The sequence below is a fragment of the Lentzea waywayandensis genome, from assembly GCF_900115955.1.
In the GTDB taxonomy this organism is placed as follows: Bacteria; Actinomycetota; Actinomycetes; order Mycobacteriales; family Pseudonocardiaceae; genus Lentzea; species Lentzea waywayandensis.
In genome coordinates this window covers 365105-390449 of sequence record NZ_FOYL01000004.1, presented here as the reverse complement: position 1 = coordinate 390449, position 25345 = coordinate 365105, and the positions used below count along the sequence as shown (strand labels likewise).

Annotated in this window: 20 protein-coding genes; 13 read left to right on the top strand and 7 right to left on the bottom strand. The window is 68.9% G+C overall.

Annotated features, from left to right (window positions below; genetic code table 11):
* Positions 1-81 precede the first annotated feature (81 nt).
* The 8 genes from serS to BM417_RS17505 all read left to right on the top strand — a co-directional run bounded on the left by serS (position 82) and on the right by BM417_RS17505 (position 8244).
* Complete coding sequence (serS, locus tag BM417_RS17540; protein WP_093594768.1) at positions 82-1329, top strand: serine--tRNA ligase; 1248 nt, start codon at positions 82-84, stop codon at positions 1327-1329.
* A 95-nt stretch (positions 1330-1424) separates the two neighbouring features.
* Positions 1425-2792: a hypothetical protein gene (locus BM417_RS17535; RefSeq protein ID WP_143138687.1), complete on the top strand. Its 1368-nt coding sequence runs from the start codon at positions 1425-1427 to the stop codon at positions 2790-2792.
* 110 nt (positions 2793-2902) lie between these two features.
* Complete coding sequence (locus BM417_RS17530) at positions 2903-3601, top strand: acyl-ACP--UDP-N-acetylglucosamine O-acyltransferase family protein (protein ID WP_093594763.1); 699 nt, start codon at positions 2903-2905, stop codon at positions 3599-3601.
* Between the two features lie 31 nt (positions 3602-3632).
* Positions 3633-3872 carry an acyl carrier protein gene (locus BM417_RS17525; RefSeq protein ID WP_093594760.1) on the top strand — a complete coding sequence of 80 codons (240 nt, stop codon included), beginning with the start codon at positions 3633-3635 and terminating at the stop codon, positions 3870-3872.
* Complete coding sequence (locus BM417_RS17520) at positions 3865-4599, top strand: SDR family NAD(P)-dependent oxidoreductase (protein WP_093594757.1); 735 nt, start codon at positions 3865-3867, stop codon at positions 4597-4599. Before BM417_RS17525 ends, BM417_RS17520 begins: the two co-directional genes overlap by 8 nt.
* Complete coding sequence (locus BM417_RS17515; protein ID WP_093594754.1) at positions 4596-5969, top strand: AMP-binding protein; 1374 nt, start codon at positions 4596-4598, stop codon at positions 5967-5969. The genes BM417_RS17520 and BM417_RS17515 overlap by 4 nt, the downstream gene beginning before the upstream one ends.
* Entirely contained in the window at positions 5966-7021 is a 1056-nt protein-coding gene (locus BM417_RS17510) for a LuxE/PaaK family acyltransferase (protein WP_093594751.1), read from the top strand. Before BM417_RS17515 ends, BM417_RS17510 begins: the two co-directional genes overlap by 4 nt.
* Positions 7018-8244, top strand: coding sequence for an acyl-CoA reductase (locus tag BM417_RS17505; protein WP_093594748.1), 1227 nt, complete (start codon positions 7018-7020; stop codon positions 8242-8244). The genes BM417_RS17510 and BM417_RS17505 overlap by 4 nt, the downstream gene beginning before the upstream one ends.
* Before the next feature lie 56 nt (positions 8245-8300).
* Here BM417_RS17505 and BM417_RS17500 read toward each other — a convergent pair whose 3' ends face one another.
* The 3 genes from BM417_RS17500 to BM417_RS17490 all read right to left on the bottom strand — a co-directional run bounded on the left by BM417_RS17500 (position 8301) and on the right by BM417_RS17490 (position 12055).
* Entirely contained in the window at positions 8301-9851 is a 1551-nt protein-coding gene (locus tag BM417_RS17500) for a hypothetical protein (RefSeq protein ID WP_093594744.1), read from the bottom strand.
* Positions 9852-9981: 130 nt separating this feature from the next.
* Complete coding sequence (lhgO, locus tag BM417_RS17495; RefSeq protein ID WP_407656158.1) at positions 9982-11145, bottom strand: L-2-hydroxyglutarate oxidase; 1164 nt, start codon at positions 11143-11145, stop codon at positions 9982-9984.
* Between the two features lie 163 nt (positions 11146-11308).
* On the bottom strand, positions 11309-12055 hold the full coding sequence (locus BM417_RS17490) for a glycosyltransferase (protein WP_093594739.1): 747 nt from the start codon (positions 12053-12055) through the stop codon (positions 11309-11311).
* A gap of 254 nt (positions 12056-12309) precedes the next feature.
* On the opposite strand from BM417_RS17490, the gene BM417_RS17485 reads away from it, so the two are divergent.
* Entirely contained in the window at positions 12310-14436 is a 2127-nt protein-coding gene (locus tag BM417_RS17485; RefSeq protein ID WP_143138686.1) for a glycosyltransferase family protein, read from the top strand.
* Between the two features lie 57 nt (positions 14437-14493).
* On the opposite strand, the gene BM417_RS47810 is transcribed toward BM417_RS17485, so the two are convergent.
* Positions 14494-16098, bottom strand: coding sequence for a hypothetical protein (locus BM417_RS47810; RefSeq protein WP_177320473.1), 1605 nt, complete (start codon positions 16096-16098; stop codon positions 14494-14496).
* A gap of 184 nt (positions 16099-16282) precedes the next feature.
* On the opposite strand from BM417_RS47810, the gene BM417_RS17475 reads away from it, so the two are divergent.
* The gene (locus BM417_RS17475) at positions 16283-18529 is read left to right on the top strand and encodes an alpha-N-acetylglucosaminidase (protein ID WP_143138685.1); all 2247 of its coding nucleotides are present in this window, start codon (positions 16283-16285) and stop codon (positions 18527-18529) included.
* Between the two features lie 219 nt (positions 18530-18748).
* Here the strand turns inward: BM417_RS17475 and BM417_RS17470 are convergent, their stop codons facing one another.
* Complete coding sequence (locus BM417_RS17470) at positions 18749-19720, bottom strand: Gfo/Idh/MocA family protein (protein WP_218164495.1); 972 nt, start codon at positions 19718-19720, stop codon at positions 18749-18751.
* The gene (locus BM417_RS17465) at positions 19717-20814 is read right to left on the bottom strand and encodes a DegT/DnrJ/EryC1/StrS family aminotransferase (RefSeq protein ID WP_093594730.1); all 1098 of its coding nucleotides are present in this window, start codon (positions 20812-20814) and stop codon (positions 19717-19719) included. Before BM417_RS17465 ends, BM417_RS17470 begins: the two co-directional genes overlap by 4 nt.
* A 227-nt stretch (positions 20815-21041) precedes the next feature.
* Here BM417_RS17465 and BM417_RS17460 point away from each other — a divergent pair, with 227 nt between their 5' ends.
* Positions 21042-22055 (top strand): lysylphosphatidylglycerol synthase transmembrane domain-containing protein, encoded by a 1014-nt coding sequence (locus BM417_RS17460; protein WP_177320472.1) that lies wholly within the window; start codon positions 21042-21044, stop codon positions 22053-22055.
* 10 nt (positions 22056-22065) lie between these two features.
* Here BM417_RS17460 and BM417_RS17455 read toward each other — a convergent pair whose 3' ends face one another.
* A complete protein-coding gene (locus BM417_RS17455; protein ID WP_093594723.1) occupies positions 22066-22869 on the bottom strand; it encodes an HAD family hydrolase in 804 nt (267 codons plus the stop codon).
* Between the two features lie 67 nt (positions 22870-22936).
* Between BM417_RS17455 and BM417_RS17450 the strand changes: the two genes are divergently transcribed.
* Both BM417_RS17450 and glf read left to right on the top strand, forming a co-directional pair.
* Positions 22937-23842 carry an LLM class flavin-dependent oxidoreductase gene (locus tag BM417_RS17450; RefSeq protein ID WP_093594720.1) on the top strand — a complete coding sequence of 302 codons (906 nt, stop codon included), beginning with the start codon at positions 22937-22939 and terminating at the stop codon, positions 23840-23842.
* A 147-nt stretch (positions 23843-23989) separates the two neighbouring features.
* Entirely contained in the window at positions 23990-25174 is a 1185-nt protein-coding gene (gene glf / locus BM417_RS17445) for a UDP-galactopyranose mutase (RefSeq protein ID WP_093594717.1), read from the top strand.
* Positions 25175-25345 lie beyond the last annotated feature (171 nt).

The window sequence follows — 25345 nt, the reverse complement described above, 5'->3', positions numbered from 1 at the left end:
CGCCGCCGCACACCCGCGCGTTGCCTCCTGACCTCGATATCCGGATGAAGTGCGGATCAGGTGGGGTCTACCCTTTTCAGGGTGATTGACCTCAAGGTGTTGCGCGAGAACCCGGAGACAGTGCGCGCGTCGCAGCGTGCTCGTGGCGAGGACGAGGGCGTCGTCGACAGCCTGCTGTCCGCTGACGAGCGCCGGCGGACCGCCATCTCCCGCGCGGACACCCTGCGCGCCGAGCAGAAGGTGCTCGGCAAGGAGGTCGGCAAGGCCAAGGGCGACGAGCGCGCCGCCCTGCTCACCAAGGCGAAGGACCTGGCCGCCGAGGTCAAGGCCGCCGAGGCCGAGCAGCACGCCACCAACGACGAGGTCCAGGAGCTCCTGGCCAGGATCCCGAACCTGGTGCACCCGGACGCGCCGGTCGGCGGCGAGGACGACTTCGTGGTCGTCAAGACCGTCGGTGAGCCGCGCGTGTTCGACTTCGAGCCGCAGGACCACCTCGATCTGGGCACCAAGCTCGGCGCGATCGACATGGAGCGCGGCGCGAAGGTCGGCGGCTCGCGGTTCTACTTCCTCAAGGGCGTCGGCGCCCAGCTGGAGATCGCGCTGCTCAACATGGCGGCGGCGCAGGCCACGGCCAACGGGTTCGAGCTCATGATCACGCCCACGCTGGTGCGGCCGGAGATCATGGCGGGCACCGGGTTCCTCGGCGCGCACTCGAGCGAGATCTACCACCTGCCCGCGGACGACCTGTACCTCGTCGGCACGTCGGAGGTGCCGCTCGCCGGCTACCACGCCGACGAGATCCTCGACGGGGAACGCCGGTACGCGGGCTGGTCGTCGTGCTACCGCCGCGAGGCCGGGTCGTACGGCAAGGACACCCGCGGCATCATCCGCGTGCACCAGTTCAACAAGGTCGAGATGTTCTCCTACGTGAAGCCCGAGGACGCCGAGGCGGAGCACGCCAGGCTGCTCGGGTGGGAAGAGGAGATGCTCGCCAAGATCGAGGTGCCCTACCGCGTCATCGACACGGCGACGGGTGACCTCGGCACGTCGGCGCACCGCAAGTTCGACTGCGAGGCGTGGGTGCCGACGCAGCAGAAGTACCGCGAGCTGACCTCGACGTCGAACTGCACCACGTTCCAGGCGCGCCGCCTCAACGTCCGCTACCGCGACGAGAACGGCAAGTCGCAGATCGCGGCCACGCTCAACGGCACGCTGGCCACCACCCGGTGGATCGTGGCGATCCTGGAGAACCACCAGCAGGCCGACGGCTCCGTCGTCGTCCCCGAAGCGATGCGTCCGTTCATGGGCGGTCTGGAAGTTCTCAGGTAGAACTTTCCCAAAACCTGTATTTCGCCGGGCCTGACGGCGTCCTCATTGCAGAACCCACATGGGGGTGTGGTGTCGGCAAGCAGGGGGTAGTTGTCATGTCTTTTGAAGCAGCGGTCGGCGAAGTCGACATCACGCCGGTGCACCCGCCCTATCCGAGTCTGTGGATGGGCGGGTACGGGTGGAGCCCGCGCGGCAACCACGGCGCGATCGCCCGCCGGTTACGTGCCCAGTGCCTCGTGCTCTGGGACGGTGGTGCGCCGAAGGTCCTGCTGCGCGCGGATCTCATCAGCATCCCGAGGGACGTCAACCAGGCGATCAGGGGGACCCTCGTCAGCGAGGGACTGGTCGCCGCGGACGACCTGATGCTGCTGGCGAGCCACACGCACTCGGGCCCGTTGTACGGGGACACCAAGCCGAGCCCGCAGGTGATGATGGGCCTGACCCAGGCCGACATCGACGCGGTCAACGGCACGACGTGGCTGATCACCGACGCGCTGGTGCAGCTGGTCCGCGACACGCTGGACCTGGAGCGCACCGACGTCACGCTGTCCTACGCCGAGGGCGAGGCCAAGATCGGCCACAACCGGGTGGCGGACGACTTCGCCGTGCTCGACACCGTGCCGGTGCTACGCCTCGACACGACCGGCGGTGACCTGTTCGCCGTGGTCTTCGGAGCGGCGTGCCACCCGGTCTCGCGCGGCAACGACGAGGTGTTCGACAGCGAGTTCCCGGCCGTCGCCTCCGAGCTCGTCGAGAACGAGCTGGGCGTGCCCGCGCTGTTCGTCCAGGGCGCGTGCGGCGACCAGGAGGCGAACGACCCGCACGTCCCGGCCACCACCGAGGAACTGGGCACGGTCCTCGGCCAGGCGGTCCTCGACGTCCTCGGCGACGACTTCGACGCCGTCACGGGACCCATCAGCACGGCGATGACCGAGGTCGACCTGCCGTTCCACACCGACACCGCCGATCCGGACGTGCGGGCCGCGGTCCGCGCGAAGTACAAGCTCCGGCTCAAGGTGATGCCGCAGACGGACCCGAACCGGCGGCACGCCGCGATGATGGTGAAGCTGATCGACGCGGGCGAACTGCCCACCTCGATGCCGATGCCGATCCAGCGCTGGCGGTTCGGCGGCCTGAGCATCCTCGCTCTCGCCCACGAGCCGGTGTCGGCCTACGACGTGAACCTCCACGCGGCGTTCCCCGGAAACCTCTGGGTCATGGGATACGCCAACGAGTGCGAGGGCTACGTCGCGGACAACGACACGCTGCGCTCCGGCGGCAACCTGCACGGCGGCTACGAGGCGGGGTGGAACCAGGGCGACAACGTCATCGCGGGGCTCGGCAGCTACTGCGTCTCCTACGCGTGGCCGGGCCCGCTGAAGTTCTCGGACACCGCGGTGCCCGCCGCCGGTACCACTGAACGAATCGTGATGGACGCGAGTCTCAGCCTGCTCAACTCCTAGCCGCTCAGGCCCTGTTCTGCCCGTGAAGTAGAGTGGCCTACCGGCCCCGTCGGGTGGAAGTGCCCTGGTGACGTGGGTTACACATCAACTCACGGGCAGGACAGGGATCAGTGGCGAACCGCATTCACGAGACCGCGATCATCGGCAAGGACGTCGAGATCGGCGACGACAACGTGATCGGGCCGTACACGATCATCGCCGGGCCCGCCCGGATCGGTGACGGCAACTTCATCGGCCCGCACGTCAGCATCGGCGGCCCCGCCGAGTACCTGAGCGCGCCGCACCTGGCCGGCTGGGACGGCGAGAACGACGGCCCCGGCGTGGTGATCGGCGACCGCAACCGCATCCGCGAGTTCGTCACGATCAACCAGGGCGTCAGCCACGCCACGACGCTGGGCAGCGACAACTACGTGATGGGCCGCGCGCACGTCGCGCACGACTGCACGATCGACAACAGCGTCGTGATCACGAGCGCCGTGCAGATCGCCGGCCACTGCCACGTGTGGAGCGGCTCCAACATCGGCCTCGGCACCGTCGTGCACCAGGGCGTCCAGATCGGCCCCGGCGCGATGATCGGGCTCGGCTCGGCCATCCGCAAGGAGGTCGGTGCGTTCACCATCACGCTGGGCAACCCGGCCCGCACGACCGGCGTCAACGTCATCGGCCTGTCGCGGCGCGGCTGCGACGAGGACGCGATCGCCGCTCTCACCGGTTTCCTGACCGGCAAGGAGGCGGAGGTTCCCGCCGGCCTGCCGGAGGAGCTCGCCGCGCTGCTCAAGGCGTGGACCGAGCGTTCGAACGAGCACTGAGACCCAGACCGTCCGAGAGAACGAGAGAACGATGTCCCTGAACGACCGTCTTCGTGGTGTCTTCGTGGACGCCCTCCAGCTCGACGACTCGGTTGACGTCGAGAACCTGAAGTACCGCGACATCGATGAGTGGGACTCGGTCGGCCACATGGCGCTCGTCGCCGCCATCGAGGACGAGTTCGACGTCCAGTTCGAGACCGAGCAGGTCATCGACATGAGCAGCTTCAAGGTCGCCGTCGACATGCTGAAGGGCTTCGGCGCGGGTGAGTGATTTCGCCGGCAAGGTAGCGGTCGTCACCGGCGGCACGCGCGGCATCGGCTTCGCCACCGCCGCGGCGCTGGCCGAGGCGGGCGCCACCGTCGTCATCACCGGCCGCGACCGCGAGACCACCGAGAAGCGTGCTGCCGAGCTGGGCGAACGCGTCCACGGCGTGGCGCTCGACGTCGCCGACTCCGCCGCGATCAAGGACGTCTTCAAGGCGATCGCGAAGGAGCACGGGCGCATCGACGTGCTCGTGGCCAGCGCGGGCGTGCTGGAGGGCGGCCTCATCGGCATGCTCACCGACGAGCACGTGAACAAGACGCTGACCACGAACGTCGCCGGCACGATCAACTCCGTGCAGGCGGCGGCGCGGGCCATGATGCGCAAGCGCACCGGCTCGATCGTGCTGATCGGCTCGATCGTCGGCGAACGCGGCAACGCGGGTCAGATGGTCTACGCGGCGTCCAAGGCGGCGCTGGTCGCGGCGGCGAAGTCCGCGGCGAAGGAGCTCGGCCGGTACGGGATCAGGGTCAACGCGGTCGCGCCCGGCGTGATCCAGACCGACCTGATCTCCGAGCAGTCCGACGAGGTGCTGGAGCGGGTGAAGGGCGACACCGCCCTCGGCCGGCTCGGCACGCCGGAAGAAGTGGCCAAGGTGATCCGATTCCTGAGCAGTGACGACGCCTCGTTCGTCACCGGTCAGGTGCTCGGGATCGACGGAGGTTTGGTGCTGTGACGCTGCTGCACGCTCAGGCCCGCCTGCGTGACGCCGCGACCGGTGAGCTGCTCGGCGGTGCCGAGCTCGCCGGTCGCGTGTCCGAGGCGGCGAAGGAACTCGCCGATCTGCCGTCCGGGGTGCTGTTCCTCCGGGTCGGCCTGGACCTGACGAGCGTGCTGCGGTACCTGGGTGCGTTCGAGGCGGGCCGCGCGGTCGCGCTGCTCGACCCGGCGCAGGACCGCGAGGTGCTGGACGGGCTCGTCGCCCGCTTCCGCCCCGCGGCCGTGCTGGGCATCGACGACGAACCCGCGCCGGGGTACTCGCCGGACTGGGTGCGCGAGGACGCGGACGGCGTCGCCCCGCACCCCGACCTGGCGGTGATGCTGCCGACCAGCGGCTCGACCGGTAACCCCAAGTTCGTGCGGCTGTCCCGCTCGGCGATCCTCGCGAACGCCGACGCGATCGCCGAGGTGCTGGGCATCGACGAGAACGAGGTCGCGCCGACCAGCCTGCCGCTGCACTACAGCTACGGCATGTCCGTGCTCAACAGCCACCTGCGCCAGGGCGCGACGGTGCTGCTGGAGGGCTCCGGCGTGGTGGCGCGGCCGTTCTGGGACGCGGTCACGCGGTACGGCGTGACGTCGCTCGCAGGTGTCCCGTACCACTACGAGATGCTGCGCAGGCTGCGGTTCGACCCGGCCAAGTACCCGACGCTGCGCACGCTGACGCAGGCCGGCGGCAAGCTCCGCAGCGACCTGATCAGCGAGTTCAACGACAAGATGCGCGCCGCCGGCGGGCAGATGTTCGTGATGTACGGCCAGACCGAGGCCGCGCCGCGGATGGCCACCGTGCCGTCCGAGCGGCTCGCCGAGAAGGTCGGTTCCGCAGGTCCCGCGCTTCCCGGCGGCACGTTCGCGATCCGCGACGAGGCCGGGAACGAAATCGCCGAGGCCGGTGTTGCCGGTGAGGTGGTGTACCGCGGGCCGAACGTGATGATGGGCTACGCCGAGTCCGAAGCCGAGCTCGCTCTCGGCGACGAGACCGGCGGCGTGCTCGTCACCGGCGACCTCGGTTACCTCGACGCCGACGGGTTCCTCTACATCACCGGCCGGCTCAAGCGAATCGGCAAGGTGTTCGGCAACCGGGTCAACCTGGACGACCTGGAGCAGATCGTGAAGGGCTTCGGCGCGGCCGCCGCCGTGCCCGCGGGCGACAAGGTCGTCGTCTTCCTCGACGGGGCCGAGAAGGACACCTGCAAGCAGGCCGCGAAGTTGCTGTCCGAGACGCTGCACCTGCACGTCACGGGCTTCGACGTGCGTCCGGCCGAGGGTTTCCCGCAACTGCCCAGCGGCAAGATCGACTACCGGTCACTGGAGGCACAGGTATGAGCGTCTTCGGGCGCAATCAGGCCGAGCGCGAGACCGCGCTGCTGGCCGAACTGACCGAGCTGACCGAGCACCACCGCGCGAACTCCGAGCAGTACGACCGGATCCTGTCGTCGCTCGGCATCAAGTCCGGCGAGCAGTTCGGGTCGCTGAACGACCTGCCGTGGCTGCCGGTGCGCATGTTCAAGACGCACGAGCTCAAGTCCATTCCGGACTCCGAGGTCTTCAAGGTGCTCACGTCGTCCGGCACGACCGGCGGTGGCGCCTCGCGGATCTACCTGGACAAGGACGCCGCCGCGGTGCAGACCCGCCAGCTCGGCGCGACGCTGCAGGAGGTGCTCGGCGGCAAGCGGCTGCCGATGCTGATGGTCGACACCATCAGCATCATCAAGAACCGCCGCTCGTTCTCCGCTCGTGGCGCCGGCGTGCTGGGCATGGCGACGTTCGGCCGCAGTCACGTCTACGCGCTGGACGAGAACGACCAGCCGGACGTCGAGGCGGTCAAGGAGTTCCTCGCCAAGCACGGCTCGGAGCCGTTCCTGATCTTCGGCTTCACCTTCATGGTGTGGCAGTACCTCTACGAGGTCGCGCGTGAGCACAAGCTCGACCTGTCGAACGGCATCCTGATCCACTCCGGTGGCTGGAAGAAGCTGATCGACATCGCGGTCGACAACGCGGAGTTCCGCAAGCGCTTCGCGCAGGACACGGGTCTGACCCAGATCTACAACTACTACGGGATGATCGAGCAGATCGGCACGGTCTTCCTCGAAGGCCGCTCCGGGAACTCGTTGTACTGCCCGGACTTCGCGGACGTGATCATCCGCAACCCGGAGACCTGGGAGGAACAGCCCGTCGGCGTTCCCGGTGTCATCGAGGTCGTCTCGACGCTGCCCCGCAGCTACCCGGGCCACGTGCTGCTGACCGAGGACCTCGGTGTGGTGCACGGCATCGACGACGGCGACTGGCCGGGCAAGCGGTTCTCCGTGCTCGGCAGGCTTCCGCGGGCCGAGGCGCGCGGCTGTTCGGACACCTTCTCTGGAGCTGTGGCCTCATGAAGCGCCGTTTCCCGGCAGGATCTGACGTCTCCTCGGTCGACGAGCTCCTCGCGAGCATCTCCGGCGAGCCCACCGACGGCCGGCTGAAGGTCGGCGACGAGCGGATCGTCGACTTCCTGGTGAAGTTCGCGCGCAAGCTGCTCGCCCCGCAGATGGCCCGCCGCTACCCGGAGCTCGCGTCGCTCGGCTTCTTCCTGCGCCGCGGCGAGATCAACAAGGTGCTGCGCCAGCTGGAGACCCCGCAGGGCGTGCTGCGCTTCGGCCGCGGTCTCGTCTTCCACATCCCGCCGGCCAACGTCGACACGATCTTCGTGTACTCGTGGGCGCTGTCCGCGTTGGCGGGCAACAGCAACGTCGTGCGCATCTCGCCGCGTTCGGCGGGTGCGGCGGAGGCCGTCGTCGAGGCGCTGAACGACGCGCTGAAGGACGCCCACCCGGCCGTCGCGCAGACCCAGGTCATGGTCACCTACGACCGCGACGACAAGGTCACCGCCGCCCTGTCCGCGGCGTGCGACCTGCGCGTCATCTGGGGCGGTGACCGCGCCGTCAACGAGGTGCGCAAGATGCCGCTCGCGCCGCACGCGCGCGACGTCACGTTCCCCGACCGCGCCTCGTTCGCCCTGATCTCCGTCGACGGCTGGGTTTCCGCGACGCCGGAGAAGAAGCGCGAAGTGGCCGTCGGTTTCTACAACGACTCGTACTGGTTCGACCAGGCCGCCTGCTCGTCGCCGCGCGCCCTGTTCTGGGTCGGTGACGAGGTCGCGGGCCAGCAGGCGCGGACCGAGTTCCGGGCCGAGCTGACCGCCGTGCTCGAAGCCAAGAACCACGTCGTCGAACCCGCGATGGCCGTGCAGAAGCGCGTCTCCGCCTACGGTGTCGCGGCGGACGGCCACGCGAAGTCCATCTCGTTCGACGGCAACGCGGTGGCCACCTTGGAGCTGACGGCGGCGGCGGACGTGCCGCGCGAGTGGCTGGGCGCGGGCACCTTCCCGTTCGCCACGCTGCCGACGCTGTCCGCGCTGGTGCCCATGGTGCAGCGCAAGGACCAGACGCTGTCGGTGTTCGGCTTCTCGCAGGAGGAGCTGGAGACGCTGGCGCACGAACTGGCCGGGCGCGGCATCGACCGCATCGTGCCGTTCGGCAACGCGCTGACGTTCTCCGACCACTGGGACGGCTTCAACCTGCCCGCGGAGTTCACCCGCCTGGTGACCGTCCAAAGCTGACAGTCCACACACGACAAGCGGCCGGCACCCCCAGCGCCGGCCGCTTGTCGTCGTTCTCACTTGCTGAGGTAGGACCAGGTCTTGCGGAACGCGTCATTGGCGGTGTTCTGCCAGGTGGTCATGATCGAGCCGTCGGTGAAGCGGGCGTAGGCGGCCTTGGTGCCGTTGGCCTGCCTGCTGATGACGGGGTCGGTGCTGAGGTTGCCGCCGATGTCGTCGACGCCGGTGAAGGCGCCGCCCGAGGAGTACTGCCAGGCGGTGATCAGGTGGCCGTCGGCGCGGCGGGCGAACACCTGGATGGCGTCGTTGGAGACCTGGACGGCGGGTGCGCCGAGGACCTGCCCGAAGTCGTCGCGGACCAGGGCGGAGGCGCTGAACGCGCTACCGGGGGTGGTCTGCCACTTGTGCCACAGCCGGCCGTCCGTGCCGCGGATGAACACGACCTTCGTGTTGTCCGACTTGGTGATCGCGACGGGGTCACCGGCGAACGCCCCGCCGAGGTCGGCGATGGTGAACTCGCCGCCGGGCTCGGTCTGCCACGCGTTGATCAGGTGGTTGTCGGAGCGGACGGCGAAGACGGTCAGCCTTCCCTGGGCGTCGACCTGGGCGGATGGCTTGCCGATGATCGTGCCGAAGTCGCTGCGGACCAGGGCGGAGGCGCTGAACGCGCTACTGGGCGTGGTCTGCCACTTGTGCCACAGCCGGCCGTCCGTGCCGCGGATGAACACGACCTTCGTGTTGTCCGACTTGGTGATCACGACCGGATCGCCGGAGAAGTCACCGCCGAGGTCGGCACCGCGGTCGATGGCACCATCCGGGCCGTCCTGCCACAGGTGGATCAGGTGGCCGTCGTCGCGGCGGGTGAAGACGTTCATCTGGCCGAGGTGGTCCAGGTGCGCGGACGGCGTGCCGACCGCGTTGGTGGGCAGGTTCGTCCAGCCGCTCCAGTTGGAGCCGGCGGCCGACTGCCACGAGGTGACGAGCTTGCCGGTGTTGGTGTCGCGGGCGAAGGCCTGCATCGCCCCGTTGCCCTCCACCACCACGGACGGAGCTTCGTTCCCCGTCACGACGTCGTCGACGATGTTGTCGTAGCGGATCGGCGTGAAGCGGGCCGCGAACTCGGCCGACCAGACGGTGCGGTGCGCGTAGACCGGATCGCCGCCGTGGTTCAGCATGATCGGCTGCGTTCGCGCCGCGTCCGCCCACCCCGCGAAGATCGCGACGTGCTCGTCGTACTTGTTCAGCGCGTCACCGGGCTTGAGCTCGGAGCGCGGGATGACGTGCGAGACCTGGTCGAGCGTGTAGGTGGTGTGCGAGAAGCTGAGCCCCCACGCCATGGACGTCATCCCCGAGCAGTCCATGCGGTACTCGCCGTACTGGTTGCCGTAGCAGCCGCCCTGGTTGTAGGTGACCCCCGCGTCGATCCACGACTGGGCTCTGTTGATCACCTCGCTGCGTGTCACCGGTTTGTTCGTCGCGTACGAGCTGCAGGCCAGAAGGATCTGCAGGTCGTTGCCCTGCTCCGCCGCGGTGGCGGCTGGTGCCTGCGCCCCCAGCATCGCCGCGAAGATCGCTGTGGTCGCCACCACGGTGGTTCGGACGTTCATCTCGTAGCCCCCATCGAGTTCGTTCCGCTGGACTCTCCGTCCGGCAGGACAAACGATCCGGGCTACGGCTGCAAGCCTTCTGCAAGCCATCTGCAAGCCGTCTGGAGACGACTCCCACAGGCTCTACACGTCACTTCCGAATCAGGTCGGCGACGTGCTTCGCGATCTCCAGCGCACCCGTGGCGGCGGGGGACGGCGCGTTCAGGACGTGGATCTGGCGCGGTGCGGACTCGATGAGGAAGTCGTCGACCAGTGAGCCGTCCGGCAGCATGGCCTGCGCCCGCACGCCCGCCTTGGCGCGCACCAGGTCGGCCTCACCGACGGCGGGCACGAGCCGGGCGAGGCTGGCCGCGAAACGCTTGCGGGACAACGACCTCAGCACCTCGTCGACACCGGTCCTCGCGAACCGGCGGGCCAGCTTCCACGTGCCGGAGAAGCGGGCGATGTCGGCCACGTCGCCGAGGGAGAAGTCACGCCACCGGTAGCCCTCGCGGCGCAGCGCCAGCACGGCGTTGGGGCCGGCGTGCACGCTGCCGTCGATCATGCGGGTCAGGTGGACGCCGAGGAACGGCAGCGCGGGGTCGGGGACCGGGTAGATCAGGCCGCGCACCAGGTTCCTGCGTTCGGGGCGCAGTTCGTAGTACTCGCCGCGGAACGGGACGATCGTCGCGGCCGGCCGGAGTCCGGCCAGCCGGGCGACGCGATCGCTGTGCAGGCCCGCGCAGTTGACCAGGGCGTCGCCGCTGACCACGCCCTGAGGGGTCGCCACCTCGACCCGGTCGCCGCGGGTGCGGATGGCCAGGGCCGGTGACCGCAGGCGCAGGTCGTGGTCGCCGAGGCCGCGGACGAGCGACGCGCAGACGGCGGGGAAGTCGATGATGCCCGTGCTCTCGACGCGCAGCGCGGCGACGCACGAGACTTCGGGCTCGTAGTCGCGCGCCTCGGCCGCGGTGATCAGCTTGGCCGGTACGCCGTTCGCCTCCGCGCGGGAGGCGAGTGCGTGCAGGCGGGGGATCTCCTCGGCGCTGGTGGCCACGACGAGCTTGCCGCAGATGTCGATCGGGATGCCGTTGTCCTCGGCGTACCTGGCCATGGACGCGTTGCCCGCCACCGACATGCGGGCCTTCAGCGAACCCGGCTTGTAGTACAGACCGGCATGCAGGACGCCGCTGTTGTGACCGGTCTGGTGCTCGGCCCAGCCGGCCTCCTTCTCGAGGACGGTGACCGCGTTGCCGCGCAGCGCCAGTTCACGGGCGACCGAGAGCCCTACGATCCCGCCCCCGACGACGATCATCTGACGCACTCGCCACCTCCTGGTCTTCGGCAGTCGCCTGAGGATAGCCAGCCCGGCGGCGCAGGCCGGCGGTGTTCCGAGCTACGCGTCGACAACGACAACGCGCACGCGCCGGTGAATCGGCACGTGCGCGTTGTGGTGCATGACCAGCTCAGATGGCGCGTCAGCGACCGTGTGTCCTGCGGTGGAGCTTGCGGATCTTGAACAGGCCGATGCCCATCGTGTACGCGTCGTGGAACACGCGGATGGTGCTGCCCGCGCCGGAGTGGATGCGGCGCAGCTTCACCGGGACCTCGACGGGGTGGTTGCCCTCGAGTTCGGCGAGGTAGACCAGCTCCGTCGTGAGCAGGAAGCCGGGCGCCGTGAGCTTGCCGACCACACCGCGCGCCCACGTGCCGTCGAGCACGAAGGTGCCCTGCGGGTCGCGGGTCTTCATGCCGAGGATCAGCCAGCGAAGGACCAGGAAGCCGGTGCTCAGCACCGCGCGCAGCAGCGTGCGGTCCATGTCCGACTTCGGGTGGGCCTTCGAACCGATGATGACCTTGTGCTTGTTCAGACCGATCTTCTGCGCCTCGTCCAGGTCGTCGAACCCGAACGGCAGGTCGTCCGCGCTCAGCACGACCGACGAGCCCCGCGAGGAGCCGATGCCCTTCTTCAGCGCGTGGCCGAGACCCTTCTCCGAGGTCAGCACGCGCAGCTCGACCCCATCGAACTGCCAGTCGTGCTCCAGCTTGGCGAGCAGTTCCGGCGAGCCGTCGGTCGACCCGTTCTCCACCACGAGGATCTCGGAATGGGTTCCCTGGAGCCGGTCACCCAGCTCCTTGAGCGTGGCCTCGATCGCGTCTGAGCTGTTGTACGCGGGGATGACGTAGCTGAGCTCGAGCCGATCGGTGGGCTCTGGTGTTCCCACGTTTTCTCCCTGGCAGACTGTGTCCGGGCGGTCTTACACGACCGTAACGGCGAGCAACTTTAACGTGACCCCAGAATGCCGATTGGCTCGGGCATGCCCGGAGCGGTGCCGCACCTGAAAGGATCTTGATTGTGACTCTCACGGAACCCAGAGCCGCTGATCGTCCCGGGTCGGCCGACCCGGGAGAGGGCGTGCGGCCGGGGTCACGGAGTCGCTGGTCAGGTGTTCTCACCGTCACGGGGATCGTCGCGTTCGTGGCGATCGTCGCCCAACTGCCGCTGATCCGCAACCGGATCTTCTACTACTGGGACGACTCGGCCGCCGCGTTCCTCCCGCACTGGTACCGCATCGGTGAGCTGCTGCGGCAGGGCGACTGGCCCACGCTGATGCCCGAGAGCTGGATGGGCGGCAACTACGCCAGCGAGGCCATGCTCGGCCTGTGGAACCCGGTGTCGCTGGGCAACTACGTGATCGTCTCGCTGCTGCCGGACGTCGCCGTGGCCGCGACGTTCGTGAAGACCGAGTTCCTCGTCCTGCTCGCCGTCGGCGTGTACCTGCTGGCCAGGGAGTACGGCGCCAACCGCGGTGCCGCAGCCGTCGTCGCGACCGCCCTGCCGTTCTCCGGCTACACGCTCTTCTTCGACGCTTCGGCCTGGGTCGCCGGCCTGATGGCGTTCGCCTGGCTGCCCTGGGTCTGGTGGGCCGCCCGCCGCTTCGCGACCGGCAAGTCGAACCCGATCTGGCTGCTCGTCTTCGGCTACCTGGCGATGACCGTCGGCAACCCCTACGGCGCGCTCGGTGTCGTCTTCATCCTGCTCGGCGTCGCGCTCGAACTCGCCGTGCGCAAGAACTGGCGCAAGCTCGGCCACCTGGTCGTCACCGGCGGCCTCGTCGGCGCCTCGTCGCTGGTCGTGTTCTTCCCGCTGCTCGGCAGCGCCGCCGTCACCTGGCGCACCGACAACTCGATCCGCAACGACGGCTTCCTGGTGCCGAACCTCGCCGACCTGCTCGGCATGAGCGCCCCCACGTTCCAGGCGCAGTTCAACACCTGGACCGGCAGCTGGATCAGCTTCCCGATCACCTACCTGGCGTGGTTCGTGGTGCCGCTGGTGCCGTGGCTCGCCTGGTCGGTGCTGCGCGACCGCTGGCGCGACTACCTCGGCCTCTACGTGTTCGCGGGCATCTACCTGCTGCTGCTCATCGGCCCGTCGAACCTGTGGCTGTTCCGCTGGCCCGCGCGCCTGCTCGAGTACGTCTACCTGCCGCTGTCGGTGGTCGTCGCGCTGCTGCTGACCAGGGGCTTCCAGACGTCGGCGTGGCGGGTCCGCGCGGTGCTGACCGGCGTCCTCGTCGGCCTCGGCTTCTACTTGTCCGTGGCCTCGACGCCGACGGCGTGGCGCTGGCACGGGCTGGCGGCGGTCGTGGTGCTGGTGCTGCTGGGCGCCGTGCTCTACGCGGCCCGCTCCAAGCCCAGGCTGGTCGCGCTGGTGCTCGTCTTCGGCACGGCCGCCACGCTGGGGCTGCAGGTCGCGCACTACCGGGGCAACCTCAACGTCAACCCGTGGAACTTCCCGCACAACGTGGCGGAGATGAAGAAGAACTTCGACGACCGGTACCAGGGCAACACCCTGCTGGTGGCGGACCTCGGGGTGCTCGAGAAGAACTCCGGCGGCGTCTCGCCCGAGACCTCGTGGCAGCACGCGCTGTTCGGCTCGCAGTGGGAGATCGCGGGCGTGGACGCGCTCAACTCCTACACCGGGCTCGGGTACTCCGCGTTCTCCGAGACGTTCTGCATGAACTACTTCGGCGGCACCTGCCCCGCCGCCTACAACGCGCTGTGGAAGAACGCCGGATCGTTCTCCACGCCGCTGGCCGACGCCGTCCGGCTGCAGACCGTCGTGGTCGCGAACGGGTACGTCAAGGAGAACGGGCCTGAGCGCCTCCCCGCCGGGTGGTCGGTGCAGGAGCGCAACTCCGTGGTCACGGTGTTGAAGCGCGACGCGCCCCTGCCGTTCGCGGGATCGCGGTTGTCGTACGCGTCACCGGGCGTGCAGGTGGTCTCCGCCGCCTCCACCGGGTTCGAGGGCGAGCGGGTCACCTACCGCGGGTCCGGAAAGGCGCTGTTCGCCGCGCTCGCGTGGCCGGGGTGGACGGCCACTGTGGACGGCAAGGACGTGAAGGTGGAGCAGGGCCCCGCCGGGTTGATCCAGCTCGACCTCCCCGCCTCGTCGGGTGAGTCCACCGTGGACCTCACCTTCTCGCCGCCGGGGCTCGGGTTCGGCTGGAAGTTGCTGGTCGGTGCCCTGGCGTTGGGGTTGATGCACGCCCTGTACCTGGCAGTTGCCGGTCGGCGACGGTCCCAGGTGTCCGCTTCGGACTGATTGCCGAGAAGACACCGCGGGCCGGTCAGACCGGCCCGCGGTGTTCTCTCGTTCGGATCAGTTGCTGATCAGGTAGGACCAGGCGCGGTTGAAGGGATCGCCCGGCTTGGGCTGCCAGGTGGTGATGATCGAGCCGTCGGCGGAGCGTGCGAAGACCGCCTTGGCTCCGCTGGACATCATGCCGACGGCGGGGTCGCTGGCGAGGTTGCCGCCGATGTCGTCGAAGCCCTGGTAGACGCCGCCGCTCGTGCTGCTCTGCCAGGCGCTGGCGAGGTGTCCGTCGGCGCGGCGTGCGAAGACCTGGACGAGGCCGTCGGGGTTGATCACGGCCGCGGGTGCGCCGGTGATCTGGCCGAAGCCGGGGTTGACGAGTGCGGAGGCGGGGAAGATCCCGCCCTTCTCGTTCTGCCACTTGACCCAGAGCTTGCCGTCGGTGCCGCGGACGAAGACGACGAACTTGCCGTCGGCGGTGCGGACCACAGCGGGGTCGCCCGCGAAGTCACCGCCGAGGTCCCACTGCACCCAGGCCGCGGTCTTGCTGGGCTGGGCGGCCATGATCAGGTGACCGTCCGAGCGCACGGTGAACACGGTGAGCAGGTTGTTCTCGTCGACGAGAACGGACGGCCTGCCGGTGACGACGCCCAGGTCGGGGTGCACGAGCGCGGACGGCTGGAACTCGCCGTCCGGGGTGTTCTGCCACTTGTGCCAGAGCTGGCCATCCGTGCCGCGGAGGAAAACGACCTTGTTTCCGTTGGGCTGCTTGATCGCGACGGGGTCACCGGCGAAGTCGCCGCCGAGGTCCCACCAGGTCTTGATCTCGCCGTCGGGGCCGTCCTGCGCCATCTGGACGAGGTGTCCGTCGCCGCGGCGGGAGAACGTGATCATCTGACCCTGGTGGTCGAGCAACGCCGACGGCGTGCCGGCCATGGGGACGTTCAGCGGGGTGTGCCAGCCGGCCCAGTTCTGGCCGGGTCCGTTCTGCCAGTTCGTGGCGAGCAGACCGGTGTTGCGGTCGCGGTTGAAGACCTGCATCGCACCGTTGGCTTCGACCACCACCGAGGCTGACTCGTTCGTGCGCACCAGCGCTTCGGCGATGATCGCGGCATCGTTGGCCTGGGGCTGGTAGCGCTCGGGGTACCCGGACCGCTGTACCGCCTGGGCCACGTCGCCGACCGGCCTGGTCTGCCAGTTCGGCACGTTCGTGACCATGTAGTCGAGGAACTTGTTGGTCGCGTACACGGGGTCGAGGCATTGTTCCCTGGTGCCCCAGCCCATGCTGGGGCGCTGCTGGAACAGGCCGATCGAATCCCGGTCACCGCCGTCGAGGTTGGCGTTGCCGGTCTCGACGATCGTGGTGGCGAGCGCGATCGTGGCGGCTCGGAGCGGCAGTCCCCGCGCCATGGTCGCCTGCACGACGGCGCGGGCGCACGAGGTGTTGTACGCCGTCATGCTGCCGCGCATCTTGGCGGTCAGCAGGGCGTTGAGCGCGGCGGCCTGTGCGGAGTCCTCCGCGGTCGGGCCGCCCGCGACGCAGGGCATCGCCGGGAACTCGGCCATGACCTGCTGCGGTGAGAGGTCGCTCGGCGCCGCGGATGCCGTTCCCGTGCCGACCAGCAGTGCGGCCAGCGCCGCTGTGACGTGCGCGGCGAATTTCTTGCTCATCGTCCTTGTCCCCCAAGAATTCCGTTGCCGGAAGAACCAATGATGCGAAGTGTTGTGCCCACGCCTGCAGAACCTCTGCAAGGTTGTCTGCAGCGCATTTGCAGACGAATGCGGCGCAAGTGTGAAACCCTGGAAATTCGCTGATCTGCGTAATGCGGCACCAGGCGCGCGCGATGTGGAGAGCGTGGAGATCGGTCGGGGCGTGCCGCGCAGAACCATCGTCGTGGTCATGGTCGTTGTGCTGCTTGCGGCCCTGGTCGTGGTCACGTCGTCGGGCAGGGTGGACGACCACCAGCCGACCGACTCGCCGTCCGCCCGCGCCGCGATCACCCGGCTGCTCGGCGGTGACGAACAGCGTGCCGCGCAGTTCGAACTCCAACGTCTCCCGGCACGACCGGGCCTCGCGGACTCGTTCGGCATCGGCGGTGAGGACGGACGCGTGGTGTTGTCCGGTTCGAGCGACGTCGCACTCGTCTCCGGGTTCGGGTGGTGGCTGAAGTACGTGGCGGGCGGGCACCTGTCGACCAACGGCGACCGGATCGCGTTGCCGGAGACGTTGCCCGCGCCTGACAGGCCCATCAACAGGCGCACCACTCTCACCGACCGGTACGCCTACAACTTCACGGTCTTCGGCTACACCATGCCGTACTGGACGTGGGCCGAGTGGGAGCGCGAGATCGACTACCTCGCGGCGAGCGGCGTGAACCGCGCGCTCGTGCTCGTCGGCCAGGAAGCCGTCTGGTACGACACGTTCCAGTCGTTCGGGCTGTCCGAGTCCGAGGTGCGGGCGTGGATCGCGCAGCCGTCGCTGCAGCCGTGGCAGTGGTACGGCTCGACGTCCGGCTACGACCCCAACGGCGGTGTGCACGCGGGCCCGGTGAGCCAGGACCTGATCGAACGACGCGCCGAGCTGGGCAGGCGGATCGTGGACCGCATGCGCGACCTCGGCATCTCGCCGGTGTTCCCGGCGTTCTCCGGCCACGTGCCGGACAAGGTGTTCGCCGAGCGCAACCCGGACGCGCACGTGATCCCGCAGGGCGGCTACTCCGGCCACCCCCGGCCGTACTGGCTCGACCCCACCGACGCCCTGTACGGCAAGGTCGCGGCCCGGTTCTACGAGGCGCAGAGCGCCCGGTTCGGCGACACCACGCACTACTCGAACGACCTCCTGCACGAGGGCGGCGTGTTGGGCGGCGTCGACCTCGGCGACGCGGGCCGCGCGGTGCAGGACGCCCTGACGGCCGCGCACCACGACGCGATCTGGGTGCTTCAGGCGTGGCAGGACAACCCGATGCGCGAGCTGATCGAGGCGATCGACCGCAGACGGGTGCTGGTGCTCGACCTCGACGCCGACGACGGCCCGGGGTGGAAGCGCAAGGACGAGTTCTGGGGCGCGCCGTGGGCGTGGGGGACGATCCAGAACTTCGGCGGGAGGCTCGGCACGTTCGGCAACCTGCACGAGCCCGGCCGGACGTTGCCGGAGGTCCGCAAGGCGGGACCCGGCGTGCGCGGAGACCTCGTCGGCACCGCGATGGTCATGGAGGGCACGCACCTGAACCCGGTGGTGCAGGACCTGTTCGGCGAGATGGTGTGGCGCGATGACCCCGTCGACCTGGACTCGTGGATCACCGACTACGCGAAGCGCCGCTACGGCGTCGACGACCCCAACCTGCGCGAGGCGTGGAAGACGCTGCTGAAGACCGCGTACTCGTTCCGCGCCACCGGCCACGAGAGCGGCGAGGGCCCTCACGAGAGCCCGTTCGTCGCGCTGCCGTCGTTGAAGATGACGTCCGCGTCGAACTGGGGTCCCAAGGAGCCTCGCTACGCGGCCGAGACGTTCGAGCCCGCTCTGCGCCAGCTCCTGAAGGCACCCTCGTCGGTGCGGCAGCTGGAGACCTACAAGTACGACCTGGTCGACGTGGCACGGCAGGTGCTCGCCGACCGCGGGCGCGCCAAGCTCGTCGAGATCACCGAGGCGTACGCCGCCAAGGACATCGCCGTGCTGGACACCTCGACCGACGAGTTCCTGGCGTACATGACGCGCACCGACGAACTGCTCGGCACCCAGCGCGACTGGCTGCTCGGCACGTGGCTGAGCTCGGCGCGTTCATGGGGGAGCACCGACGCCGAGAAGGCCGCGCTGGAACGCGACGCGCGCGGCATCATCACCATCTGGTCCGAGCAGGCGTGCGGTGTGCTGCGCGACTACGCCAACCGCGACTGGGAGGGCCTCATGGGTGGCTACTACCAGCCCCGGTGGCAGCGTTACTTCGCCGAGCTCGCCGGCAGCGTGGATGCCGGGAAGCCGCCCACCATCGACTGGTGTGCGTACGGGCGGGAGTTCACGGCGCAGACGAACGAGTACGCCACCGCACCCCTCGGCTCTACCTACGAGGTGGCGGCGCGCATTGCTGAGGAGCTCGGTCTCTAGCAGCACTCCGTCCACTGCGAGGTGTCCGTTGTGGACGGCGTCGACCGCGGTGTTGCTGCCTGGCCCGTTCGAGACGGAGTTGTACGTGCCGCGGGAACGTTCCCTGCACGGCAACCGCTCCCGCCGACGGGCTGACTTCGCTGCTCCTGCCGGGATCCCCGGAACGCGAAAAGGGTCACCGACCACAAAGGCCGGTGACCCCTTCCGACTGCGACGGCGTCAGGCCAGAGCCGACTCCGTGGCGTGGTGCACGACCTTGTGCGCCGGGAGGATCGCGTTGCGCTCAGCCGTAACCTCGTCCGAACCGGCTCCCAGCTCGAGCAGGTTCAGGAAGTGGTTCAGCTGCGCGGCCAGCGGCTCGGCGCTCTGCAGGATCGTCGGCAGCTCGATGACGGTCTGCGACTGGTAGCCGACGCCGTCCGCCGCGGGCGAGTCCGCCACGTGCTTGTAGATCGTGATGTCCCGGCGCAGCAGGTCGATCTCGATCAGGCGGTCGATCTCCAGCACCGAGATCTGCCGCACCTTGCGCTGGCTGATCCGCGACGCCGAGATCGTGGCGAGGGCACCGCTCTCGAACGACATGGTCGCGTCCGCGGAGTCCTCGGAACCGTTGTCCTGCGACTGCTTGTGGAAGAAGCCGAACGAGCCCTTCACCGCGGCGGGGGCGTTGCCGACGAAGCGGATCGCGAGGTCGACGTCGTGGATGAGCAGGTCGCCCGCGACACCGGTCTTGATCCGCGGCACGAACGGCGAGTGCCGCATCGCGTTGATCTGCACGACCTCGCCGACGAACTGCTTCGCGGTGAGGATCGCCGGGTTGAAGCGCTCGAGGAAGCCGCAGACGAGCGGCAGGCCGCGCTTCTCCGACTCTGCGACGAGCTCTTCGGACTGCGCGTACGTCGCGGCTAGCGGCTTCTCGATGAGCAGCGGCTTGCCGAGCTCCAGCGCCTGCTTGGCGATGGCGTAGTGCGCCTCGGTGGCGGCCGCGATGACGACGGCGTCGACGTCCTTCAGCCCGTCCAGCGAGCTGGTGTGCTCGATGCCGAAGCGGTCGGCGATGGCCTGACCGGTCTCGGCGTTCTGCTCCACGACGAACTTGAAGTCGACGCGATCGGACTGCGACAGCACGCGGGCGTGCAGCGAGCCCATCGTGCCGGCGCCGACCAGGGCGATCTTGGGACGGGCGGTCACGCGCCGAACACCTCCCGGACGGACGAGACGATGGTCTCGAGCTCTGCGTCGGTCAGCTTCGGGTGCACCGGCAGCGAAAGCGCCTGCTCGGCGACCTTCTGCGCGACCGGCACGTCGGAGGCGATGACCTGAGGGTTGTCCCGGTAGCAGTCGTAGTCGAACACGAGCTTCGGGTAGTAGATGCCGTTGCCGATGCCCTTCTCGGTGAGCTTCGCCGCGAGCTCGTCGCGGGTCACCGGGGCGTCGTCGCCGACCAGGATCGTGTACTGGTGCCACACGTGCTCACGGCCCGGCAGCACGGCGGGGACGGTGAGACCCGTCACGCCGTCGAGGCCCTTGGACAGCGCCTCGGCGTTGCGCCGGCGCGCGTCGGTGAGCTGCTGCAGCTTCTCCAGCTGCGGGATGCCCAGCGCCGCGTGCAGGTCCGTGAGGCGGTAGTTGTGACCCGCCATCTCGTACTGGTAGCGGGCGCGCATGCCCTGGTTGCGCATGACGCGCAGCTTGTCCGCCAGCGCGTCGTCCGACGTCGTGATGACGCCGCCCTCGGCGGTGGTGATGTTCTTGGTGGCGTACAGCGAGAAGCAGCCGATGCCGAACGAGCCGGCGGGCTTGCCCTCGAAGGTCGCGCCGACCGCCTGCGCCGAGTCCTCGACGATCGTCAGGCCGTGCTGCTGCGCCAGCGGCACGAGACGGCCCATGTCGGCCATCTGGCCGTACAGGTGGACCGGCATGAGGACCTTGGTGCGGTCGGTGACCGCGCCGCTGACCTTCTCCGGGTCGAGGTTGAAGTCGACCGCGCTGATGTCGGCGAACCGAGCGGTGGCGCCTGCTTCGAGGATCGCGTTCAGCGTGGCCACGAAGGTGAACGGCGTGGTGATGACCTCATCACCGGGCTTCAGGTCGAGCGCCTGGATGGACGCGACCAGCGCGGTCGTGCCGTTGTTCACGGCGACCGCGTGAGGCACACCCGCAACGGAGGCGAAAGCATCCTCGAACCGCTTGACCATCGGTCCCTGTGCGATGACACCGGAGCGGAGCACTTCCAGCACGAGCGGCTCGGCGTCCTGGACGTCGACGACGGTAATCGGAATCATGCAGCAGACTTTCCACTTCCGGAGACGGTTGGATGCGTCCGGTACAGTTACCCCGGTGTTACTGCCAGGTGCAGACCAGGCGCGGACCACAGGCTACCTGCCTGATGGAGTGATCCTTTTCAGGGTCCGTTGTGGATCCGCCGCGTAGGAAGTACGACCCCCTCATGGACGCCCAGTCCGCCGTGCCCGGCCCGTCGCTGGGAAGCGAAGCAGGAAGCGGAGAACCGATGACCGTCGAGCCCGACGTGGCTGCCACCGACGCCCAGCAGGTCGCCCCTCCGGCTCCGGCCAAGACGCGCAAGGCGGTCGTCATCGCCTGGGCGAAGCGAGTGCTGATCGTCGCGGTGCTGGCCGCCGCCGTCTACTCGGTCTACTCCCAGTGGGACGAGGTATACCCGACGCTGATCGGGTTGCCGTGGCAGTCGCTCGCGCTGTCGCTCGCCGCTGTCTTCGCCGGCATCTTCCTCGGTCCGCTGGTCTGGAAGATCGTGCTGTCCGATCTGGGCGCCCCCGTCCGATTCCTGGACGCGTCGAAGTTCTACCTGGTCGGTCAGCTGGGCAAGTACATCCCCGGCGCCGTCTGGGCCGTCCTGCTCTCCATGGAGCTCGCCCGCGAGGCGGGCGTCAACCGCGCGCGCAGCTTCACCGCGGGCCTGGTCGCGACAGGCATGGGCGTCCTCGCCTCGCTGATCGCGGGCCTCGCCGCGCTGCCCGTCATGCTGTCCGGGCGCCCCGAATCGAACCAGCTGCTGTGGCTGTTCCTCCTGCTGGCGGTCGGCCTGCCGTTCCTGCACCCGCGCCTGCTGACGTGGTCGGTCAACCTCGTGCTGAAGGTGCTGCGCAAGCGGCCGCTCGAGCAGCACTTCACCGCCTCCAAGATCCTCAAGGCGCTGGGCGCGGCCGTCGCGATCTACCTCTGTTACGGCGTGCACCTGTGGCTGCTGGTCGACTCGCTCGGCTCCCCGCGCCTGGACACGCTCGTCCTGTCCGCTGGTGCGATGGCGCTGTCGATGACCGCGGGTCTGCTGGCCTTCTTCCTGCCGTCCGGCCTCGGCGCCCGCGAGCTGGTCATCACCGCCACGGTCGCGACCGTGCTGCCGGCGGGCCAGGCCATCGCGCTGGCGCTGGTCTCGCGCCTGATGTTCACCATCGCCGACCTGGCCGCAGCCGGTGCGGCGGCGCTCGTCGCGTACGTGCAGAAGCGCCGCGGCGTCCCGGTTCCGATCCCGGCCGAGGACTGAGCCCCGAGGGCTAGAACCAGCGCTCCAGGACTTGTGCGACGCCGTCCTGGTCGTTCGTGCCGGTGACCTCGTCGGCCACCGCGAGCAGTTCGTGGTGCGCGTTGGCCATGGCGACGCCATGACCGACCCACCGCAGCAGCGGGATGTCGTTCGGCATGTCCCCGAAGGCGATCACGTTCTCGGCGGCCACCCCCAGCCGCTCCGCCACGTCGGCCAAGCCCGTGGCCTTGGTCACGTTCCGTTCGGACACCTCGATCAGCCCGGCGTTGGTCGAGTAGGTGACGGCGAACTCGTCGCCCAGCACCGCCGTCGCGGCCGCCTCCATCTCGGCACTGGTCATGCCCACGTGCCTGACCAACAGCTTCACCGCCGTGTGCCCCAGCACCTCCGCCCTCGGGGCCACGTCGTGCCCGTCCGGCCACGCGTGCCGGTACGCCTCCTCCGCGACGAACGACTCGATGTCGGACGCCCGTGCGCCCACCCGTTCCGCGGCCACCGCGCTGCCCGGGAGCGCCGTGGTCAGAGCCTTGCCCAGGTCGTTCAGCCGGACCGGGCTGATGCCACGTTGCCAGATCACGCGGTCCGCGCCGACGTCGTAGAGCACCGCGCCGTTGGCGCAGACCGCGTACCCGGTGGCACCGACGGCGTTCGCGATACGCGGGATCCAGCGCGGCGGACGGCCGCTGACCAGTACGAACGGGGTTCCGTCCGCCAGCACCCTGCCCACGGCCCGCGTCGTGTACTCGCTCACCTGTTCGTTCGTGCCAAGGATCGTGCCGTCCACGTCCGATGCCACCAGCGCTGGTTTCTCCACGAGTCCATCCTCGCTGATGCCGGAAGCGGATTCGTCGAGTTGCGGATCACGTCGCTAGGGTCGGCCGGTGCGAGTTGGCGTGGTGATCCTGCCCGAGTACCGGTGGTGGGTGGCGGAACCCAAGTGGAGAGCGGCCGAGGAGCTCGGCTTCTCCCACGCGTGGACGTACGACCACCTCGGCTGGCGCACGCTCGTCGACGGCCCGTGGTTCTCGGCCGTGCCGACCCTCACGGCGGCCGCCGCGGTGACCTCCCGGATCCGGCTCGGCACGCTCGTCGCGTCCCCCGTCTTCCGGCATCCGGTGCCGTTCGCCCGCGAGGTCCTCACGCTCGACGACCTGTCCGACGGCCGGCTCAACCTGGGCCTCGGCTCGGGCGGCACCGGCTCGTACGACACGACCGCGATCGGCGGGCAGGAGCTGACGGCCGGGCAGCGCACCCAGCGGTTCGCCGAGTTCGTCGAGCTGCTCGACCTGCTGCTGACCAGGGACAGGACCACCTGGAAGGGCGAGCACTTCACCGTTGAGGAGGCCCGCGGCCATCCCGGCTGCGTGCAGCGGCCGCGGGTGCCGTTCGTCGTGGCCGCGGACGGGCCGAAGGCCATGAACATCGCCGCCCGGTACGGCACCGGCTGGATCACCACCGGCTCGCGGCGGATCGAGAACCCCGGCTACGAGGACTGGTGGCGCGGGGTCGCGCAGGTGACCAGGCGGTTCAACGACGAGCTCGCGTCGATCAACCGCGCGAGCGGCACCATCGACCGGTACCTCAACCTCGACTCGGCGCCGGTCTACTCGCTGACGAGCGTCGAGGCGTTCCAGGACGCGGCCGGCCGGGCCCGTGAGCTCGGGTTCACCGACCTGATCGTGCACTGGCCGCGCAGCGAGGGCGTCTACTTCGGCCACGAGACCGTGCTGGAGCAGGTGGCAGGGGAAGTCCTGCCCGGCCTCGCGGAGTTCGAGGCCAGGGGCTGACTTCCGCGGCCTCGGGCCCGTGTGACCCGGCACGGCCGTCTCGTTCGGCCGAATGGGCTCCCGCATGCGTTTTACCTGATCAAGGCAGTGCGATTGGGGGAGGGGGTGTTGGGGTCGCGTCGTGCGGCACCGGTACCCTCCCCATTCGTGAGCTTCGCTGGCTATGACCTGATCGTCGTCGGATCTGGATTCTTCGGTCTCACGGTCGCCGAGCGCGCCGCGTCCCAGCTGAACAAGCGGGTGCTGGTGCTCGAGCGTCGTGCCCACATCGGCGGCAACGCCTACTCGGAGGCTGAGCCCGAGACAGGGATCGAGGTGCACCGCTACGGCGCACACCTCTTCCACACCTCGAACAAACGGGTCTGGGAGTACTGCAACCAGTTCACCGAGTTCACCGGCTACCAGCACCGCGTGTTCGCGATGCACGACGGGACCGCCTACCAGTTCCCCATGGGCCTCGGGCTGATCACCCAGTTCGTCGGCCGCTACCTGTCCCCGGACGAGGCTCGCGCGTGGGTCGCGGAGCAGGCGTCCGAGATCGACAGCAAGGACGCGACGAACCTCGAGGAGAAGGCGATCTCGCTGGTCGGCCGTCCCCTCTACGAGGCGTTCATCCGCGACTACACCGCGAAGCAGTGGCAGACCGACCCGAAGGAGCTGCCGGCCGCGGTCATCAGCCGCCTCCCGGTCCGCTACAACTTCGACAACCGCTACTTCAACGACACCTACGAGGGCCTGCCGGTCGACGGCTACACCGCGTGGCTCGAGAAGATGGCGGAGCACGAGAACATCGAGGTCCGCCTCGACACGGACTTCTTCGACGTGAAGGACGAGATCCCGGCGGGCACGCCGATCGTCTACACCGGTCCGGTCGACCGCTACTTCGACTACTCCGAGGGCTGGCTCGGCTGGCGCACGCTCGACTTCGAGCAGGAGGTCGTCCAGACGGGCGACTACCAGGGCACGCCGGTCATGAACTACAACGACGCGGACGTCCCCTTCACCCGCATCCACGAGTTCCGCCACTTCCACCCGGAGCGGGACTACCCGAAGGACAAGACGGTCATCGTCCGCGAGTTCTCCCGTGCCGCGGAGAAGGACGACGAGCCGTACTACCCGATCAACACCGCGGAGGACCGCGAGAAGCTCGAGCGATACCGCGTGCTGGCGAAGAAGGAGGCCGCCGAGAAGAACGTGCTGTTCGGCGGCCGTCTGGGCACCTACAAGTACCTCGACATGCACATGGCGATCGGCGCTGCTCTCAGCGCGTTCGACAACAAGATCGCGCCGCATCTGACCGATGGGTCCGCCATCAACGGCGATCTCGACTGATGTCGGTTTAGACGCATTTCGCCCGGCCGTACAACCTGTACGGCCGGGCGTTCGTCATTGAACATTGAGTACTATGGGCGCTTGACGCGCCGCGCCACGACAACTCTTCCGTGGCGGTAGCCATCCATGAAGCTGACCCGAACCGCCCGAATTCGGTTCGCCGGAGGAAGC

Excerpts from the sequence above, each read along its gene's own strand:
- BM417_RS17525 (WP_093594760.1), top strand. The coding sequence starts at position 3,633 with ATGTCCCTGAACGACCGTCTTCGTGGTGTCTTCGTGGACGCCCTCCAG.
- BM417_RS47810 (WP_177320473.1), bottom strand. The coding sequence starts at position 16,098 with ATGAGCAAGAAATTCGCCGCGCACGTCACAGCGGCGCTGGCCGCACTG.
- BM417_RS17505 (WP_093594748.1), top strand. The coding sequence starts at position 7,018 with ATGAAGCGCCGTTTCCCGGCAGGATCTGACGTCTCCTCGGTCGACGAG.
- lhgO (WP_407656158.1), bottom strand. The coding sequence starts at position 11,145 with ATGATCGTCGTCGGGGGCGGGATCGTAGGGCTCTCGGTCGCCCGTGAA.
- BM417_RS17535 (WP_143138687.1), top strand. The coding sequence starts at position 1,425 with ATGTCTTTTGAAGCAGCGGTCGGCGAAGTCGACATCACGCCGGTGCAC.
- BM417_RS17465 (WP_093594730.1), bottom strand. The coding sequence starts at position 20,814 with ATGATTCCGATTACCGTCGTCGACGTCCAGGACGCCGAGCCGCTCGTG.
- BM417_RS17460 (WP_177320472.1), top strand. The coding sequence starts at position 21,042 with ATGACCGTCGAGCCCGACGTGGCTGCCACCGACGCCCAGCAGGTCGCC.
- BM417_RS17500 (WP_093594744.1), bottom strand. The coding sequence starts at position 9,851 with ATGAACGTCCGAACCACCGTGGTGGCGACCACAGCGATCTTCGCGGCG.
- BM417_RS17510 (WP_093594751.1), top strand. The coding sequence starts at position 5,966 with ATGAGCGTCTTCGGGCGCAATCAGGCCGAGCGCGAGACCGCGCTGCTG.